This is a genomic window from Rhodobacter viridis, from assembly GCF_003217355.1.
Lineage (GTDB): Bacteria > Pseudomonadota > Alphaproteobacteria > Rhodobacterales > Rhodobacteraceae > Rhodobacter > Rhodobacter viridis.
Map to the genome: position 1 here is coordinate 15,769 of NZ_QJTK01000008.1, position 16,637 is coordinate 32,405.

At 65.4% G+C, this 16,637-nt stretch carries 18 protein-coding genes and 1 riboswitch; all 18 genes read left to right on the forward strand.

From position 1 onward, the window contains the following. The 18 genes from C8J30_RS11135 (at window position 1) to C8J30_RS11220 (ending at window position 16,574) form a co-directional block, all read left to right on the forward strand. Window positions 1-303 carry a hypothetical protein gene (locus C8J30_RS11135; protein ID WP_110805932.1) on the forward strand — a complete coding sequence of 101 codons (303 nt, stop codon included), beginning with the start codon at window positions 1-3 and terminating at the stop codon, window positions 301-303. A 180-nt stretch (window positions 304-483) separates the two neighbouring features. Next, window positions 484-1,503 (forward strand): PhoH family protein, encoded by a 1,020-nt coding sequence (locus tag C8J30_RS11140; protein ID WP_110805933.1) that lies wholly within the window; start codon window positions 484-486, stop codon window positions 1,501-1,503. Continuing rightward, window positions 1,484-1,996 carry an rRNA maturation RNase YbeY gene (gene ybeY / locus C8J30_RS11145; RefSeq protein WP_110805934.1) on the forward strand — a complete coding sequence of 171 codons (513 nt, stop codon included), beginning with the start codon at window positions 1,484-1,486 and terminating at the stop codon, window positions 1,994-1,996. The genes C8J30_RS11140 and ybeY overlap by 20 nt, the downstream gene beginning before the upstream one ends. A gap of 29 nt (window positions 1,997-2,025) precedes the next feature. After that, entirely contained in the window at window positions 2,026-2,931 is a 906-nt protein-coding gene (locus tag C8J30_RS11150; protein WP_110805935.1) for a transporter associated domain-containing protein, read from the forward strand. Between the two features lie 16 nt (window positions 2,932-2,947). Continuing rightward, on the forward strand, window positions 2,948-4,483 hold the full coding sequence (gene lnt, locus C8J30_RS11155; RefSeq protein WP_110806051.1) for an apolipoprotein N-acyltransferase: 1,536 nt from the start codon (window positions 2,948-2,950) through the stop codon (window positions 4,481-4,483). Between the two features lie 7 nt (window positions 4,484-4,490). Next, window positions 4,491-4,539: riboswitch (SAM-SAH riboswitch) on the forward strand. A gap of 7 nt (window positions 4,540-4,546) precedes the next feature. Continuing rightward, complete coding sequence (gene metK, locus C8J30_RS11160) at window positions 4,547-5,713, forward strand: methionine adenosyltransferase (protein WP_110805936.1); 1,167 nt, start codon at window positions 4,547-4,549, stop codon at window positions 5,711-5,713. A 255-nt stretch (window positions 5,714-5,968) separates the two neighbouring features. Next, window positions 5,969-6,694 (forward strand): tRNA (guanosine(46)-N7)-methyltransferase TrmB, encoded by a 726-nt coding sequence (trmB, locus tag C8J30_RS11165; RefSeq protein ID WP_110805937.1) that lies wholly within the window; start codon window positions 5,969-5,971, stop codon window positions 6,692-6,694. A gap of 94 nt (window positions 6,695-6,788) precedes the next feature. After that, on the forward strand, window positions 6,789-8,132 hold the full coding sequence (gene aroA, locus C8J30_RS11170) for a 3-phosphoshikimate 1-carboxyvinyltransferase (RefSeq protein ID WP_110805938.1): 1,344 nt from the start codon (window positions 6,789-6,791) through the stop codon (window positions 8,130-8,132). 95 nt (window positions 8,133-8,227) lie between these two features. Further along, window positions 8,228-8,812 (forward strand): (d)CMP kinase, encoded by a 585-nt coding sequence (locus C8J30_RS11175; RefSeq protein ID WP_110805939.1) that lies wholly within the window; start codon window positions 8,228-8,230, stop codon window positions 8,810-8,812. Window positions 8,813-8,854: 42 nt separating this feature from the next. Further along, complete coding sequence (locus C8J30_RS11180) at window positions 8,855-9,484, forward strand: hypothetical protein (protein ID WP_110805940.1); 630 nt, start codon at window positions 8,855-8,857, stop codon at window positions 9,482-9,484. Between the two features lie 101 nt (window positions 9,485-9,585). Beyond that, window positions 9,586-10,218, forward strand: coding sequence for an NAD(P)H-dependent oxidoreductase (locus C8J30_RS11185; protein WP_110805941.1), 633 nt, complete (start codon window positions 9,586-9,588; stop codon window positions 10,216-10,218). A 159-nt stretch (window positions 10,219-10,377) separates the two neighbouring features. After that, window positions 10,378-12,057: a 30S ribosomal protein S1 gene (gene rpsA, locus C8J30_RS11190; RefSeq protein WP_110805942.1), complete on the forward strand. Its 1,680-nt coding sequence runs from the start codon at window positions 10,378-10,380 to the stop codon at window positions 12,055-12,057. Between the two features lie 275 nt (window positions 12,058-12,332). Continuing rightward, window positions 12,333-12,620: an integration host factor subunit beta gene (gene ihfB / locus C8J30_RS11195; RefSeq protein ID WP_110805943.1), complete on the forward strand. Its 288-nt coding sequence runs from the start codon at window positions 12,333-12,335 to the stop codon at window positions 12,618-12,620. 6 nt (window positions 12,621-12,626) lie between these two features. Further along, a complete protein-coding gene (locus tag C8J30_RS11200) occupies window positions 12,627-12,983 on the forward strand; it encodes a lipopolysaccharide assembly protein LapA domain-containing protein (protein ID WP_110805944.1) in 357 nt (118 codons plus the stop codon). A 7-nt stretch (window positions 12,984-12,990) separates the two neighbouring features. Beyond that, a complete protein-coding gene (locus C8J30_RS11205; RefSeq protein WP_110805945.1) occupies window positions 12,991-13,662 on the forward strand; it encodes a phosphoribosylanthranilate isomerase in 672 nt (223 codons plus the stop codon). 117 nt (window positions 13,663-13,779) lie between these two features. After that, on the forward strand, window positions 13,780-15,012 hold the full coding sequence (gene trpB, locus C8J30_RS11210; protein WP_110806052.1) for a tryptophan synthase subunit beta: 1,233 nt from the start codon (window positions 13,780-13,782) through the stop codon (window positions 15,010-15,012). A 438-nt stretch (window positions 15,013-15,450) separates the two neighbouring features. Then, window positions 15,451-15,945, forward strand: coding sequence for a hypothetical protein (locus C8J30_RS18645; protein WP_181420854.1), 495 nt, complete (start codon window positions 15,451-15,453; stop codon window positions 15,943-15,945). Between the two features lie 5 nt (window positions 15,946-15,950). After that, window positions 15,951-16,574 (forward strand): helix-turn-helix transcriptional regulator, encoded by a 624-nt coding sequence (locus C8J30_RS11220; RefSeq protein ID WP_110805946.1) that lies wholly within the window; start codon window positions 15,951-15,953, stop codon window positions 16,572-16,574. The last annotated feature ends 63 nt before the right edge of the window (window positions 16,575-16,637 follow it).

Sequence of the window (16,637 nt, forward strand, 5' to 3'; positions counted from 1 at the left end):
ATGAACGCAACGAAACTCCTGCTTCTGGGTGCGGCCGCGCTGGCGATGGCGGGCTGCGACAATAGCTATGGTCCCGACAAGTCGATCGACCGCGGCATCAACGCCCACCATCTGAGCACGCTCAAGGCCGGTGTCTGGGTCGACCCCGAGGGCTGCGATCACTGGATCATCGATGACGGCGTCGAGGGCTACATGTCCGAGCGCGTCGATGATTACGGCAAGCCGATCTGCTCGGGCGCTGCGCCGCCGAACACCGTCGTCGGGCCGTTCAAGGAAGGCTCGCCGGTTCCTGACTACCTCTGATCGGGAAATCAGCATTCGCCCAAAATTCGGGCAATCCGGCCGCGCAACGCCTTGCGCGGCCGCTTTCATGTCGCTGAGATGAATTTTTTCGCGCACCAGTGGTTTCGCGCAAACCAGCGCTTGCGTCGCCCGGGGGTGGGGTGCACCATATCTTTACCACGCCAGCCAAGGGAGACGTTATTGGGCTTCAGCGCGATCACACCCCCGCCCCGCACTCAGGACGCTTACGAGACGCTTCTCGAGTATCCCGACAACCGGTTGCTGATCGATCTTTGCGGAGAATTCGACCGTAACCTCGCCCAGATCGAGCACAAGCTGTCGGTCCATATCCTCCGCCGCGGCAATCAGCTGGCGGTGGTGGGCACGGCCGAGGCGCAGGGGCAGGCGGCCTCGGTTCTGAACGCGCTTTATGCGCGGCTCGAGGCGGGAAAGGCGATCGACGCGGGCGAGATCGACGCGGCGATCCGGATGTCGGATCTGGGCCACGACGGGGTCTCGGTCGATGAACAGCTGGAGATGTTCGCGGCAGGCAAGTACGAAATCCGCACCCGCAAGAAGCAGGTCGAGCCGCGGACGGATGCGCAAAAGGCCTATGTGCGCGCGCTGTTTGAAAACGAGATGGCCTTCGGCATCGGTCCGGCGGGCACGGGGAAAACCTATCTCGCGGTCGCGGTCGGCGTGACGATGCTGATCGGCGGGCTGGTCGACAAGATCATCCTGAGCCGTCCGGCCGTCGAGGCGGGCGAGCGTCTGGGCTTTCTGCCCGGCGACATGAAGGACAAGGTCGATCCCTACATGCAGCCGCTGTACGACGCACTGAACGATTTCCTGCCCGCCAAGCAGATGGCGAAGCTGATGGAGGAAAAGCGCATCGAGATCGCGCCCCTGGCCTTCATGCGCGGGCGGACGCTCTCGAATGCCTTCGTCGTGCTGGACGAGGCGCAGAACGCCACGACGATGCAGATGAAGATGTTCCTGACGCGTCTGGGGCAGGGGAGCCGGATGGTCATCACCGGCGATCGCACGCAGGTCGACCTGCCGCGCGGCACCGCCTCGGGTCTGGCCGATGCGGAACGCATCCTCGCCGGGGTGAAGGGGATTTCCTTCAACTATTTCACCGCCGAGGATGTGGTGCGTCACCCGCTTGTGGCGCGGATCATTGGGGCTTATGAACGGGCGGATGAAGGAACCGCTGGTTGATTGTCTGATCGAGGAAGCGGCCTGGCAGGGGATCGACCTTGCCGGGCTTTCGGAACGCGCGGCGCGGGCTGTGCTCGCCGATCAGGAGATGGAGGCGAAAGACTGGGAAATCAGTCTGATGGGCTGTGACGATGCCCGCATCGCCGAACTGAACGCCGATTTCCGCGGCAAGCCCACGCCGACGAATGTGCTCAGCTGGCCCGCGCAGGATCTGGCCGCCGAGGACGACGGCGAGGAACCCTATTTCCCCGAGCCCTTCGTGCCGGGCGAGCGCGATTCCCTCGGCGATATCGCGATTTCCTTCCAGACCTGTGCGCGCGAAGCTGAAACCGCAGGCAAATCGATTCACGATCATGTCACACATCTGGTGATACATGGCGTTTTGCATCTTCTGGGCTATGACCATGTGCGCGACGCTGACGCGCAGTTGATGGAAAGCATTGAAGTGCGTATCTTGGCCGCTCTGGGGATCGCAAATCCCTACGAGGTCTAGCCCCGCACGGGTACATTTGGAAAGGACAGATGGGACAAGTCGCAGACGGAAGCAATTCCGCCGCCGCCGCGCCCGCTTCGGACCCCGAAGCCGGCGAGAGTAGCAACGAACCTCAGCCTAGAGGCTTTTTCGGGCGCATTTTTGGCGCGCTCGGCGCTTCTCCGGGCGAGGCCGATCCCGCCGAGGCGCAATCCGCCGGCGCTGCCGCAGCCCCCGCGGGCCTGCCGGGGCTGGGCAACCTGCGCAAGATGCGGGTGGGCGATGTCGCCGTGCCGAAGGCCGAGATCGTCGCCGTTCCGGTCACCACCACCCGCGATGAGCTGGTCGAGGTCTTCCGCACCCAGGGCTATTCCCGCCTGCCGGTGTTCAAGGACACGCTCGACAGCCCGATGGGGCTGGTCCTGCTCAAGGATCTGGCGCTGGCGCATGGGTTCGGCTCTGCCGCGGGCCGGTTCTCGCTGCGCAAACTGTTGCGCCCGCTGCTTTATGTGCCGCCCTCGATGCCGATCGGCGTGCTGTTGCAGAAGATGCAGGTGCAGCGCATCCATATGGCGCTGGTGATCGACGAATATGGCGGGGTTGATGGCCTTGTGACGCTCGAAGACCTGATCGAACAGGTGATCGGCGAGATCGAGGACGAGCATGACGAGGAAGAAGACGGCCTCTGGAAGCTTGAAAAGCCCGGCCAATGGCTGGTGCAGGCCCGCACGCCGCTGACCGATTTCGAGGCCGAGATCGGCGTGAAACTGGCCGATGCCGAGGAAGGCGCCGAGATTGACACTTTGGGCGGTCTGGTCTTCATGCAGATCGACCGCGTGCCCACCCGGGGCGAGGTGATCGTGGCGGAAAACGGCGTCGAATTCGAGGTCGTCGATGCCGATCCGCGCCGGGTCAAGCGGCTGCGGGTGCGGCTGCCGGGCGTCGCCGCCGAATAAACAGAACGGAAACTTCATGCGCGTGCCCCCGCTTTACAATCCTGCGGTCAAATTCCTTGTCTGGGGTCTGGCCGCGCTTCTGGGGGTGGGGGTGGCGCTGGGACAGGCGCCGTTCGGGCTGTGGTGGTTGGCGCTGGTCGCGCTCTCGCTTCTGATCGTGCTGGGTCAAGCGACCTCGCCTTTCCGCGTCGGTCTGGCGGCGGGCACCGGCTATGCGGCGCTTGCGATGTTCTGGATCGTCGAGCCCTTCTTTGTCGAGCCCGAGGTCTACGGCTGGATGGCGCCTTTCGCGCTTGTTTTCATGGCTTTGGGCATGGGGCTTTTCTGGGCCTTGGGCATGAGCCTTGGCGCGCGTCTGGGCGGGGCCGTGATCTCGCGCGCGGCGGGCGTGGCGGTGGGGCTTTTCGGCGCCGATCTTCTGCGCAGCTACATCTTCACCGGGCTGCCCTGGGTTCTGTTCGGTCATATCTGGATCGACACGCCGCTGGCGCAGGGCGCGGCTTTCGTCGGCGCGATGGGGCTGAGTGCGCTGACGCTGTTTCTCGCCGTGCTGCCCTGGCTGATGCCGCGGGCGAAATGGCGCCTGCCTGCGGCGGGCGTTTCCGTCGCGATCGTCGCGAGCCTTTGGGTCGGCGGCGCGCTGCGGCTGGCCGAGCCGGTCCCGCCGCGGGCCACGCCGGTCAATCTGCGTATCGTGCAACCGAACGCACCGCAGGATCTGAAATGGCGCCCCGAATATGCCGAGGAATTCTTCTTCCGCCACCTCGATCTGACCGCCCAGCCGCCTGCGCCGGGCAAGCCCGCGCCCGATCTGATCCTCTGGCCCGAAACCGCGGTGCCGTTCCTGCTCGACCGCCCCGGCGATGGTCTGACGATGATCGCCGAGGCGGCCCATGACGTGCCGGTCGCCGTCGGCATCCAGCGCGAGGACGGCCCGCGCTATTTCAATTCGCTGGCGATGATCGGGGCCGGGGGCAAGATCGGCCCGGTCTATGACAAGGTTCATCTGGTGCCCTTTGGCGAATACATCCCCTTTGGCGATGCGCTGGCGCGGTTCGGCATCACCGCCTTTGCCGCGCGCGAGGGCAATGGCTATTCCGCGGGCGAGACGCGCAAGCTTCTGGATCTCGGCACGGCGGGTCTCGTGCAGCCGCTCATTTGCTACGAGGCGGTTTTCCCGCAGGACATGCACGCCGATCGTCGCCCCGACTGGCTGCTGCAGATCACCAACGATGCCTGGTTCGGCGAGATGTCGGGCCCGGTGCAGCATCTGGTGCAGGCGCGGTTCCGCGCCATCGAATTCGGCCTGCCGCTCGCCCGGTCTGCCAATACCGGGATTTCGGCGCTCGTCGATGCGCATGGGCAAGTGCTTGAAAGTCTTGGTATGGGCCAGCAGGGCGTGATCGACGTGCGACTTCCCGGATCGCTTGCCGCGCCGCTTTACGCCCGCATGGGCGATGGACCGCTTCTGGCAGGTCTTATCGCCGCAGTTGCCCTCGTTTGGGGGCTTGGGCGCAAATCGCGCGTTGACCGCCATAGAATCGGGGGCTAGCGTCCGCTCACCACTCCAACGGCTTCCTGGCGGGGTGGGAACACATCAATGGAGCACTTCCCCATGTCACGTTCTAACTATGTCTTCACTTCCGAGTCCGTCTCGGAGGGTCACCCCGACAAGGTCTGCGACCGCATCTCCGATGCCGTTCTGGATGCCTTCCTTGCCGAAGAGCCGAATGCCCGCGTCGCCTGCGAGACCTTTGCCACCACGAACCAAGTGGTCGTCGGCGGGGAAGTGGGTCTTTCCGACAAAGCCAAACTGGCCGAGTTCATGGGCCGTATCGACGGGATCGTCCGCGATTGCGTCAAGGATATCGGCTACGAGCAGGACGCCTTCCACTGGGCGACGCTGAACTTCGCCAACTACCTGCACCCGCAATCGGCGCATATCTCGCAAGGCGTCGACAAGGACGGGGCTGGCGATCAGGGGATCATGTTCGGTTATGCGACCGACGAGACGCCGGAACTCATGCCCGCGCCGATCCAATATGCCCATGCGATCCTGCGCCGTCTGGCCGAGGTGCGCAAATCGGGCGCCGAGCCGACGCTCGGCCCGGATGCGAAATCGCAGCTTTCGGTGCGCTATGAGGATGGCAAGCCGGTCGGCGTCACCTCGATCGTGCTTTCGACGCAGCACAAGTATGAAAGCCAGACCTCGGATGACATCCGCGCGATCGTCGAACCGCATATCCGCGCGGTGCTGCCGGCGGGCTGGATCGACGAAAAGACCGAATGGTGGGTGAACCCGACGGGGACGTTCGTCATTGGCGGCCCGGATGGGGACGCGGGTCTGACCGGCCGCAAGATCATCGTCGACACCTATGGTGGCGCGGCGCCGCACGGCGGCGGGGCGTTCTCGGGCAAGGACCCGACCAAGGTGGACCGCTCGGCCGCTTATGCCGCGCGCTATCTGGCGAAGAACGTGGTGGCTGCGGGTCTCGCGAAGCGCTGCCTCATCCAGGTGTCCTATGCGATCGGCGTGGCGAAACCGCTGTCGATCTATGCTGACACCTATGGCACGGGCGAGGTTCCGGATGCGGAAATCGAACGCATCGTGGCCGAATGCATGGATCTGACGCCGCGCGGCATCCGCACGCAGCTGGATCTGAACCGCCCGATCTATGCGCGCACCTCGGCCTATGGCCATTTCGGCCGCGCCCCGGAAGCCGATGGCGGCTTCTCGTGGGAGCGTACCGATCTGGTCGAAGCGATCAAGAAAGCGGTCTGAACCGGTTTCGAAAGATCACGGGGAAGGGGGCCTTCGGGCCCCCTTTTTCAATGCGTTGCAGGGTATTTCGCCTCGGGCAAGCCCGAGGCGACCCGCGGGGGGCTCCGCCCCCCGCACCCCCCGGCGTATTTTGCCAAGGAAAAGCACAAGGCAGGGAGGGGGCTCGGTCAGAGCCCCGGCGGGTCGCCTTGGCGACATCATCGCAGCCCATCCCCCCTTGACCGGGGGCCCCTTTGCGCCCTAATCCGCGGCCCCATGACCGAGAGCCCCGACACCCCCGAGACCACCGTGCCCGCCCCGCAACCGGAGTGGCGCAATTTCTATGGCCGCCGCTCGGGCAAGACGATGCGGGCCTCGCAAAAGACCTATATCAGCGAGGATCTGGGCTCACTCACGCCGGGTGGCATCTCGAAAGAGGAAAACCCGGGCCGCGAGATCATCGATCCCGGCACGATCTTCGGCAATGACGCGCCCCTGTGGCTCGAGGTCGGCTTTGGTGGTGGCGAGCATATGGTGCATATGGCCGCCCGCAATCCGGGGGTGAATATCCTTGGCTGCGAGCCCTTCATCAATGGCGTCGCGATGCTGCTGGGCAAGATCCGCACCGCGGGCGTTTCGAATGTCGCGATCTGGCCCGGCGATGTGCGCGAGGTGATGGAGGTGCTGCCCGACGGCTGCATCGCCAAGGCCTTCCTGAATTACCCCGACCCCTGGCACAAGCGCCGCCATCATCGTCGCCGCTTCGTCACGCCGGGCTATCTGCAGGCGCTGCACCGCATCCTGTCGCCGGGCGCCGAATTCCGCGTCGCCACCGACATTCCGAATTACATGGAGCAGGCGCTGATCGAGGCGCCGAAAGCGGGCTTCACCCTGCTCTCGCACAGCGGCACGCCTTGGGACGACTGGCTGTCGACGCGTTACGAGCAAAAGGCCCTTCGCGAGGGGCGGGTGCCCGATTACGCCACCTTCCGCAAACCCTGAAGGCACAAGGGCGTATTTGTGCCAAGAAGAAACGCGGGGCTTTTCGCTTTGGCCGCGGTGCGCTAACAGGGCGCTGACATTCAGGGAGGCTATCATGTCCGGTCACGGTTCCCCCATCCGCATGACGTCGCGCAAGGGCGGCCCGCTTTCGGGCCGGGCCGAGGTGCCGGGCGACAAGTCGATCTCGCATCGCGCGCTGATCCTTGGCGCGCTGTCGGTGGGCCAAACCCAGATCTCGGGGCTGCTCGAGGGGCAGGACGTGCTCGATACCGCCAAGGCGATGCGGGCCTTTGGCGCGACCGTGACCCGCACCGACGAGGGCGAATGGACGGTCGAGGGCGTCGGCGTCGGCGGTTTCGCCGAACCCGCCGATGTGATCGATTGCGGCAACTCGGGCACCGGCGTGCGGCTGATCATGGGCTGCATGGCGACGAGCCCGATCACCGCGACCTTCACCGGCGATGCCTCGCTGCGCAAGCGGCCGATGGGGCGGGTGACCGATCCGCTGTCCCTTTTCGGGGCGCGCTCCTATGGCCGGGCCGGGGGGCGGCTGCCGATGACGGTGATCGGCGCGGCCGAGCCGGTGCCGGTGACCTACACGACGCCAATGGCCTCGGCGCAGGTGAAATCGGCGGTGCTGCTGGCGGGCCTCAACGCGCCGGGCCAGACCGTGGTGATCGAGAAGACGCCCACCCGGGATCATACTGAGCGGATGCTGCGCGGCTTTGGCGCCGAAGTGACGGTGGAAGCCACGCCCGAGGGTAACCGGATCACCCTGACGGGCCAGCCGGAACTGAAGGCGCAAAAGGTGGCGGTGCCGCGCGATCCGTCCTCGGCGGCTTTTCCGGTCTGTGCGGCGCTGCTGGTGCCGGGCTCGGACATCCTTGTGCCCGGTGTCAGCCAGAACCCGACCCGCAACGGGCTGTTCCTGACGCTCCGCGAAATGGGCGCGGATATCGAATTCCTGAACGAACGCGAAGAGGGCGGCGAACCCGTCGCCGATCTGCGCGTGCGTCATTCGGCCCTGACCGGCATCGAGGTTCCGCCCGAACGCGCGGCGTCCCAGATCGACGAATATCCGGTGCTGGCCGCTTTGGCCGCCTGCGCCACCGGCACCACCGTGATGCGCGGCGTGCACGAGCTTCGCGTCAAGGAAAGCGACCGCATCGCCGCGATGGCGCGCGGCCTTGAAGCCTGCGGCGTCCGCGTCGAGGAAGATGACGACACGCTGATCGTGCACGGGCTTGGCGCCGATGGGGTGCCGGGCGGCGCCACCGTCGCCACCCATATCGACCACCGCATCGCGATGAGCTTCCTGATCCTTGGCCTCGTGTCGCAACAGCCGATCTCGGTCGATGACGGCTCGCCCATCGCCACCTCTTTCCCGGTTTTCGAAGATCTGATGCGCCAGCTTGGCGCCACCATCACCCGGGACTGAGGACGAAAGAGCGTATTTAAGCCAAGAAAAAGCCCGCCGTTTTTTCTTGGTCCAAATACGCAACTGCAACGCTGACCCCCCGCGCGAGGTGCAAGATGATGTTCACCGTGGCAATCGATGGGCCTGCTGCCGCTGGCAAGGGCACGATTTCCCGCGCCGTGGCCGCGCGGTTCGGCTTTGCGCATCTCGATACCGGGGCGCTTTACCGGGCCGTCGGCGTGAAGGGCGGCGATCCGGTTGCGGCCGCGCGGAGCCTCTCGCCCGAGGATCTGGCGCGGGACGATCTGCGCACGCTCGAAGCGGGGCAGGCGGCCTCGAAAGTCGCGGTGATCCCCGAGGTCCGGCAGGCTCTGCTGGAGTTTCAGCGCGAATTTGCCCGGCGCGAGGGCGGCGCGGTGCTGGATGGCCGCGACATCGGAACGGTCATTTGCCCGGCGGCCGAGGTGAAGCTTTTCGTCACCGCGAGCCCCGAGGTGCGGGCGCATCGGCGCTGGCTCGAGGTCGGCGGCGACGCGGCGCAGGTGCTGGCCGAGGTGAAGGAGCGCGACGAGCGCGACATGAACCGGGCCGATGCGCCGCTGAAACCCGCGGCCGATGCGGTGGTGATCGACACCTCGACGCTGAGCGTCGAAGCAGCCGTGGCCGCGGCCTGTGCCGAGGTGGCGGCGCGGCTGCGCTGAGCCGGGCTGGACGGGCGGCAGGGGCGGGGTTAGCCTGAGCCGATGATCTTTCCTCTTTCCTATGCGCTGCTCGCCGGTCTGGTGCTGCTCCTTGATCTGGGGTTCTGGGGGCTTGCGCTGCGGTATCGTCGGGCGCTGTGGGGCGGCAGACTGCTAGGCTATCTGCTCTGGTCGGCGGGGCTGGCGGCGGCGGTGGCGATGATCGCCTGGGCGCAGGTCGGCATGAAGCCGGGCTATGCCTTCGGATTTGCAGCCCTTTCCGTGCCGGTCATCGGTCCGGCGCTGCTTTGGCAGTCTGTGGCCGGGCGGCTTTGGGTCTTGCTTGCGGCGCTGATCGGCGCGGCGGGTCTGGCCCTCGCGCCGCGCCCCCGGACCTTTGCGACCCGCGTGGTCCTGGGCATGATCCTGCTGCCGATCGCGCTTTCCGAGCAGGGGACGGTCACCCGCGCCGCCGCGATCGAGCGCGGCGAGGCGCAGGGTCTTCTGGTGATCGAAGCACCGGATCTGGTGCGCAACCTGCGTCTGTGGCTGGGGCACCACCCCGGAACCCTGCCGCATGGCATCGCCTGTGAGGGGCGGCGCAGCTTTATCTGGAGCTACGCGCAAGGCGGCTGGATCGAGGTCGAGGCCATGCCCGAGGTGCAGCAGACCTGCGACAAGACTGCGCAGTGATGCGGGAAGACCTGCGCATCCGCGCGCAGAAGCTTTCGTTGCGTCGATCGGCTGTGCGCATATTTTGAGGCCATACGCTCAACCGCGAAAGGATACCTCCGATGCTGCTCGATACGCTGAACTGGCGCTATGCGACGAAGAAGATGGACCCGGCCAAGACCGTGTCCGAAGACAAGGTCGAAAAGATCGTGACCGCGGCGCAGATGGCGCCGACCTCCTCGGGGCTGCAGCCCTTCGAGATTCTGGTCATCACCAACAAGGACCTGCGCGCCAAGATCTCGGCCGCCGCCTGGGGCCAGACCCAGATCACCGACGGCTCGCATCTGATCGTCTTTGCCGCCTGGGACAATTACACCGCCGAGCGCATCGACGCCGTGGTGGATCTGCACGTCAAGGAACGCGGCATTCCGCGCGAAATGCTCGCCGCCTATTATGACAATCTGAAAGCCAACTACCTCGCCCGCAGCGAGGAGGTGAACGCCGCCCACGCCGCGCACCAGGCCTATATCGCGTTTGGCATCGCGCTGGCCCAGGCCGCCGAGCTGGAAGTCGACGCCACCCCGATGGAAGGCTTCGATCCGGCGCAAGTCGACGAAATCCTCGGCCTGCGCGCCAAGGGCCTGCGTTCGGTCACGCTGATGCCGCTGGGCTACCGCGCCAACGAGGGCGACTGGCTCGCCGGCATGAAGAAGGTGCGCAAGCCGCTTTCGGAGCTGGTGACCCGCATCGACTGAGGTCTTTGGCCGAAAAGCCTTGCCCCACAGGCGATTCCCGCCTATAGGGGCCACGTCCAGAGGGGGCAGACGCAGGTCTGCCCCTTTCGACATACGCAACGAAAGACCGGCGGAGCCAACCGCATGGCCAGAAAACCCACATAAAGGAAACTAGACCGCATGTGCGCCAAAGCTAGCATGGAAGAATTCGAAGCCCTTCTGAAGGAAAGCTTCGAGATCGACACCCCCCAGGAAGGGTCTGTCGTCAAGGGCAAGGTCATCGCCATCGAGGCGGGCCAGGCCATCATCGACGTCGGCTACAAGATGGAAGGCCGCGTTGATCTGAAAGAATTCGCGAATCCCGGTGAAGCTCCCTCGATCGCCGTTGGCGACGAGGTCGAAGTTTACCTCGATCGCGTCGAAAACGCCCGTGGCGAAGCCGTCATCTCGCGTGAGAAAGCCCGTCGCGAAGAAGCCTGGGATCGTCTCGAAAAAGCCTATGCCTCGGAAGAGCGCGTCGATGGCGCCATCTTCGGTCGCGTCAAGGGCGGCTTCACCGTCGACCTCGGCGGCGCCGTGGCCTTCCTGCCGGGCTCGCAAGTCGACGTCCGTCCGGTCCGCGACGCTGGCCCGCTCATGGGTCTCAAGCAGCCGTTCCAGATCCTCAAGATGGACCGTCGTCGTGGCAACATCGTCGTGTCGCGTCGTGCCATCCTTGAAGAATCGCGTGCCGAACAGCGCGCCGAAGTGATCGGCAACCTGACCGAAGGTCAGATCGTCGACGGCGTCGTGAAGAACATCACCGAATACGGTGCCTTCGTCGACCTCGGCGGCGTGGACGGCCTGCTCCATGTCACCGACATGGCCTGGCGCCGCGTCAACCACCCGTCGGAGATCCTCACGATCGGCGAGACCGTCAAGGTCCAGGTCGTCAAGATCAACAAGGACACCCACCGCATCTCGCTCGGCATGAAACAACTGCTGAACGACCCGTGGGATTCGGTCGAGACCAAGTTCTCGCTCGGGTCGGTGCACAAGGGCCGCGTCACCAACATCACCGATTACGGCGCCTTCGTGGAGCTGGAAGCCGGTGTCGAGGGTCTGGTTCACGTCTCGGAAATGTCCTGGACCAAGAAGAACGTGCACCCCGGCAAGATCGTTTCGACCTCGCAAGAAGTCGACGTCATGGTGCTCGAGATCGACACCGCGAAACGCCGCGTGTCGCTCGGCCTCAAGCAGTGCCTGCGCAACCCGTGGGAAGCCTTTGCGGATGCCCATCCGGTCGGCAGCGTGATCGAGGGTGAAGTCAAGAACATCACCGAATTCGGTCTGTTCATCGGCCTCGAAAACGACATCGACGGCATGGTGCACCTGTCCGACCTGTCGTGGGACAAGCGCGGCGAAGAAGCGATCCAGGAATACCGCAAGGGCGACGTCGTGCGCGCTGCGGTCACCGAAGTCGACACCGACAAGGAACGCATCTCGCTCTCGATCAAGGCGCTCGATGCCGACACCTTCTCGGATGCGGTTGATGGCGTGAAACGTGGCTCGGTCATCACCGTGAACGTCACCGCGATCGAAGACGGCGGCATCGAGGTCGAATACAATGGCATGAAGTCCTTCATCCGCCGTTCGGATCTGGCCCGTGACCGCGCCGACCAGCGCCCCGAGCGCTTCCAGGTTGGCGATCACGTCGACGTCCGCGTCGTCAACATCGACAGCAAGACCCGCAAGCTGGGCGTGTCGATCAAGGCGCGCGAAATCGCCGAAGAGAAAGAAGCCGTGGAACAATACGGTTCGTCCGACTCGGGCGCGTCGCTCGGCGATATCCTCGGCGCCGCCCTCAAGGGCCGCGAATAATTCCTCCCGCAAGGGATGCGAAAGGCCCCGCGTTTGCGGGGCCTTTTCGGTTTTGCGATTCGCCGCAGAGGTGTTTTCAGGGCGGGCAAGGGTCTTTCCGCAGGGTAAGCCGATGGGGGACTGCGTCCGAGCGCCGCAGAACCGCCCCGAAACCGCGACGGCACGCGATAATTTCCCGCCTTTCCAAGCCATTGCTGTTTGTGTCGTGGCGATTTGCCCCTATAGTCGGTGCAAGAACCAGTCCGGGTCGAGCCGGATGACGGGGGAGATGACGCATGATCCGCTCTGAATTGATCGCCAAGATCGCCGAAGAGAATCCGCATCTGTTTCAGCGCGACGTGGAGAAGATCGTGAACACGATCTTCGACGAGATCATCGAGGCGATGGCCCGCGGTGATCGGGTCGAGCTGCGCGGCTTTGGCGCCTTTTCGGTGAAGAAACGGGACGCTAGAACCGGGCGCAACCCGCGTACCGGCACTTCGGTCGCGGTGGATGAAAAACACGTGCCCTTTTTCAAGACCGGCAAGCTTCTGCGTGACCGGCTGAACGGGGTAGAGGAGTAAGACCCAATGTTCCGCGCGATCCGCTACCTGTTCCTGCTCTGCCTGATCATCGTTCTGGTGACGCTGGCGATGTCCAACCGCGAGGTCGTGACGCTGAGCCTGCTCACCGCCGAGGTCGAGGCCTTCGTCGGCTTCAATCTGGCCGTGAAGGTGCCGCTGTTCTTCGTCTTCTTCGGCGGCATGGTGCTGGGGCTCGCGGTGGGCTTCGTGTGGGAATATCTGCGCGAGCATCGTTTCCGCAAGACCGCCCGCAAGGCGACCAAGCAGGCCGCGACGCTGGAGCGCGAGCTGGGGCGTCTGAAGGAAAAGACGCAGGGCCCGAAGGACGAGGTCCTGGCGCTGCTCGACAAGCCCCGCGCCTGAGGGCGTCGTGGTCACTGTCGCCGTCAATCGCGGCCGCCCCGGCGGGGTGCGCTGCAAGATCTGCGGGCTGAAGACCCCGGCCGATGTGGAGGCTGCCGCGCAAGCGGGGGCGGGCTACATCGGCCTTGTCTTTTTTCCGCGCTCGCCCCGGCATCTGGACATCGCTCAGGCCCGCGAATTGGCGCTGCTGGCGCCGGTCGGCCTGGCCAAGGTGGCGCTGGTCGTCGATGCCGACGATGCGACCCTGCAGGCGATCACTGACGCCGTGCCGCTCGATCTGCTGCAACTCCATGGGCGCGAAAGCCCGGACCGCGTGGCCGAGGTGAAGGCCCGCTTCGGCCTGCCGGTGATGAAGGCCGTGGGCGTGGCCGAGGCCGCGGATCTGGCGGCGATTGCGGACTATGAAGCCGTGGCGGATCAGATCCTGGTCGATGCGAAGGCGCCGAAGGGCGCGGCGCTGCCGGGTGGCAATGGGCTTGCCTTCGACTGGCGGCTGATTGCCGGGCGTCCATGGCGCCGGCCCTGGATGCTGGCCGGGGGGCTGACGCCCGAAAACGTGGCCGAGGCGGTGCGGCTGACCGGGGCGCGTCAGGTCGATGTGTCCTCGGGGGTGGAATCGGCGCCCGGTGTCAAGGACGCGGCCCGGATTGCCGCCTTTGTCGCGGCGGCGCAGGGGTAGGGTGGGGGTTTCACCCCCACACCCCGAGCGTATTTGTGCCAAGAAAAAACAGGAACTTTACCCCGAGGGGGGGGCGCGCTATCTGCTGGTGGCGCGCGACGGACAAAAGGGATGGCGATGGCGGACGATCGGCTCAACAGTTTCATGACGGCCCCGGATGACAACGGCCGGTTCGGCATTCACGGCGGGCGCTTCGTGTCCGAGACGCTGATGCCGCTGATCCTCGAGCTCGAGGCGCAGTATGAGCATGCCAAGACCGACCCGAGTTTCTGGGCCGAGATGGACGCGCTCTGGAAGCATTATGTCGGCCGTCCCTCGCCTCTGTATTTCGCGCCGCGGATGACCGAGGAGCTGGGGGGCGCGAAGGTCTATCTCAAGCGCGAAGAGCTGAACCACACCGGTGCGCACAAGATCAACAACGTGCTGGGGCAGATCCTGCTGGCGCGGCGCATGGGCAAGACCCGGATCATCGCCGAGACGGGCGCGGGTCAGCACGGCGTCGCCACGGCCACGGTCTGCGCGAAGTTCGGGCTGCAATGCATTGTTTACATGGGCGCCACCGACGTTGAACGGCAGGCGCCGAACGTGTTCCGGATGAAGTTGCTCGGCGCCGAAGTGGTGCCGGTGACGAGCGGTAGGGGCACGCTGAAGGACGCGATGAACGACGCGCTGCGCGACTGGGTGACCAATGTCCGCGACACGTTCTATTGCATCGGCACCGTCGCTGGGCCTGCGCCCTATCCGGCGATGGTGCGCGATTTCCAGTCGATCATCGGCAAGGAAACCCGCTGGCAGCTGGAAGAGCAGGAAGGCGAGGGCCGTCTGCCCGACACGATCATCGCGGCCGTGGGCGGCGGCTCGAATGCGATGGGGCTCTTCCATCCGTTCCTCGACGACCCCTCCGTCCGCATCATCGGGGTCGAGGCCGGGGGCCTTGGCGTTGACGACCGGATGCAGCATTGCGCTTCGCTCACTGGCGGGCGTCCCGGCGTGCTGCATGGCAACCGGACCTATCTGCTGCAGGACGAAGACGGGCAGATCCTCGAAGGTCACTCGATCTCGGCCGGGCTCGATTATCCGGGCATCGGGCCGGAGCACAGCTGGCTGCACGACATCAAGCGCGCGGAATATGTGTCGATCACCGACATGGAGGCGCTCGACGCCTTCCAGTTCTGCTGCCGGACCGAAGGCATCATTCCGGCCTTGGAAAGCAGCCATGCGCTCGCCCATGTGATGAAGATCGCGCCGACGCTTCCCAAGGACCACATCATCGTGGTCAACCTCTCGGGCCGGGGCGACAAGGACATCTTCACCGTGGCCAAGCACCTGGGCGTGACGATGAAGGTCTGACGCCGCAACGGCGCGTCGTGACGCAAGACGAAAACAGGGCGGCGCCGGTCACGGTGCCGCCTTCGCATTTCGGGCGAAATGCGGCCTAAATCCCGCATACACCAAAGTTTAGGCGCGAAAATTCGTCCACAAACGTCCCGGTTTATGTCTTTCGCTCAATTGTTTTTCCGGCTTTTCGGCGCGAAATCGCTCTTGTCACGTCCCCCAGGCGTGGCAGGCCTTCCGGTGTCGGGCGTCTCGCCCTGCCCGGATGGCCACATTGGACTGATGTCGAAAACGGGCCCGGACCGAGCCGCCACTCACGATGCGATCTGTCCCGTTGTCGAGCTTGTCGGACCGTTGTACTGCTTCGCCGACGGCGCGCCTGCGTCACGGCGGTACTGTGTGCGCCCCTGACCGCGTGTGGAAGGTCGGGGGCGCCTTTTCCGGAGACAGATCATGCGATCCCCGTTCCCCCGCCTTGTCCGTGTTGCACCGCTCGCGCTTGGGGCTGTCGTCTGTTCCGCTTCGGCCAGCCTTGCCGAGACGCAGGACGAAATCGTGTCGCAGATGCAGGCCGAGGGCTACAGTTCGATCGAAGTCTCGACCACCTGGCTGAACCGGGTCCGGATCGTCGGCGAGGGCATGCCCGGCGCGCGCGAAGTGGTGATCGACCCCCGCAACGGCGAGGTGTTGCGCGATTTCACCGATCCGACCCCGCCCGCAGACATGCCGAACCCGCCCGATCACCCGCCGCCCCCCGCCGGGCCGGGGCCGGGCTTTCCGGGCGGGCAGGATCGTGCCCCGCCTCCGGGCGGACCCGCAGGACACGATCATCCCGGTGGCCCGGCTGGGCATGATCATCCCGATGGCCCCGGTGGACGGGGCGGTGGCCCCGGAGGTCCGGGTGGTCCCGGCGATGGCCCCGGGCATTCCGCGCCGGGTGGGAATTGACGCGCATGGCCCTGACCGATCCGACCGACACGCCGAACCTGCCGCAATCCGCCTCCCGACTGTTTCGCCCGCGTTGGCTGACGCTGCGCGTCGCGCTGGTTCCGCTCTTCCTCGTGCAGGCGGTGGCGGCGCTCTTCTTCGTCTCCGACATCGTGTTTTCGGTGCTGGGCATCGAAGTCACGCCGATCAACTGGAAGCTGCGCGAGGCGCTCGAAATCTCTGCCGCGCTCGGGCTGGTACTGGGCCTTGGCTTCGGCGCGCAGGCACTTTTGTCGGCCCGCCACGAAGCGCATGTGGCGACCGAGAAGCTGCGTCGGGCTTCGACCGCCTTTGCCGAGCTTCTGGCCGAGCGCTTTGCCGAATGGCGCCTGACCGCGGCCGAGCGCGAGGTGGCGCTTTTCGCGATCAAGGGGCTGACGCTGGCCGAGATCGCCGGGTTGCGCTCGACCTCCGAAGGCACGGTGAAGGCGCAGACGGCCTCGATCTACCGCAAGGCCGGGGTGTCGACGCGCAGCCAGCTGGTGTCGATCTTCATCGAGGATCTGATGGACGAGCCGACAAGCCGGTTTACCGAGATCCGCGCACTCGAAGCGCAAAACCCCAAGCGCGTCGCGCAGGGCGGGCGCTGAGCCGATCTGCCCGCTCTTGGGGGCACACTTTCGCGGAATCCCCGGGGAGACCGCCTAAACTCC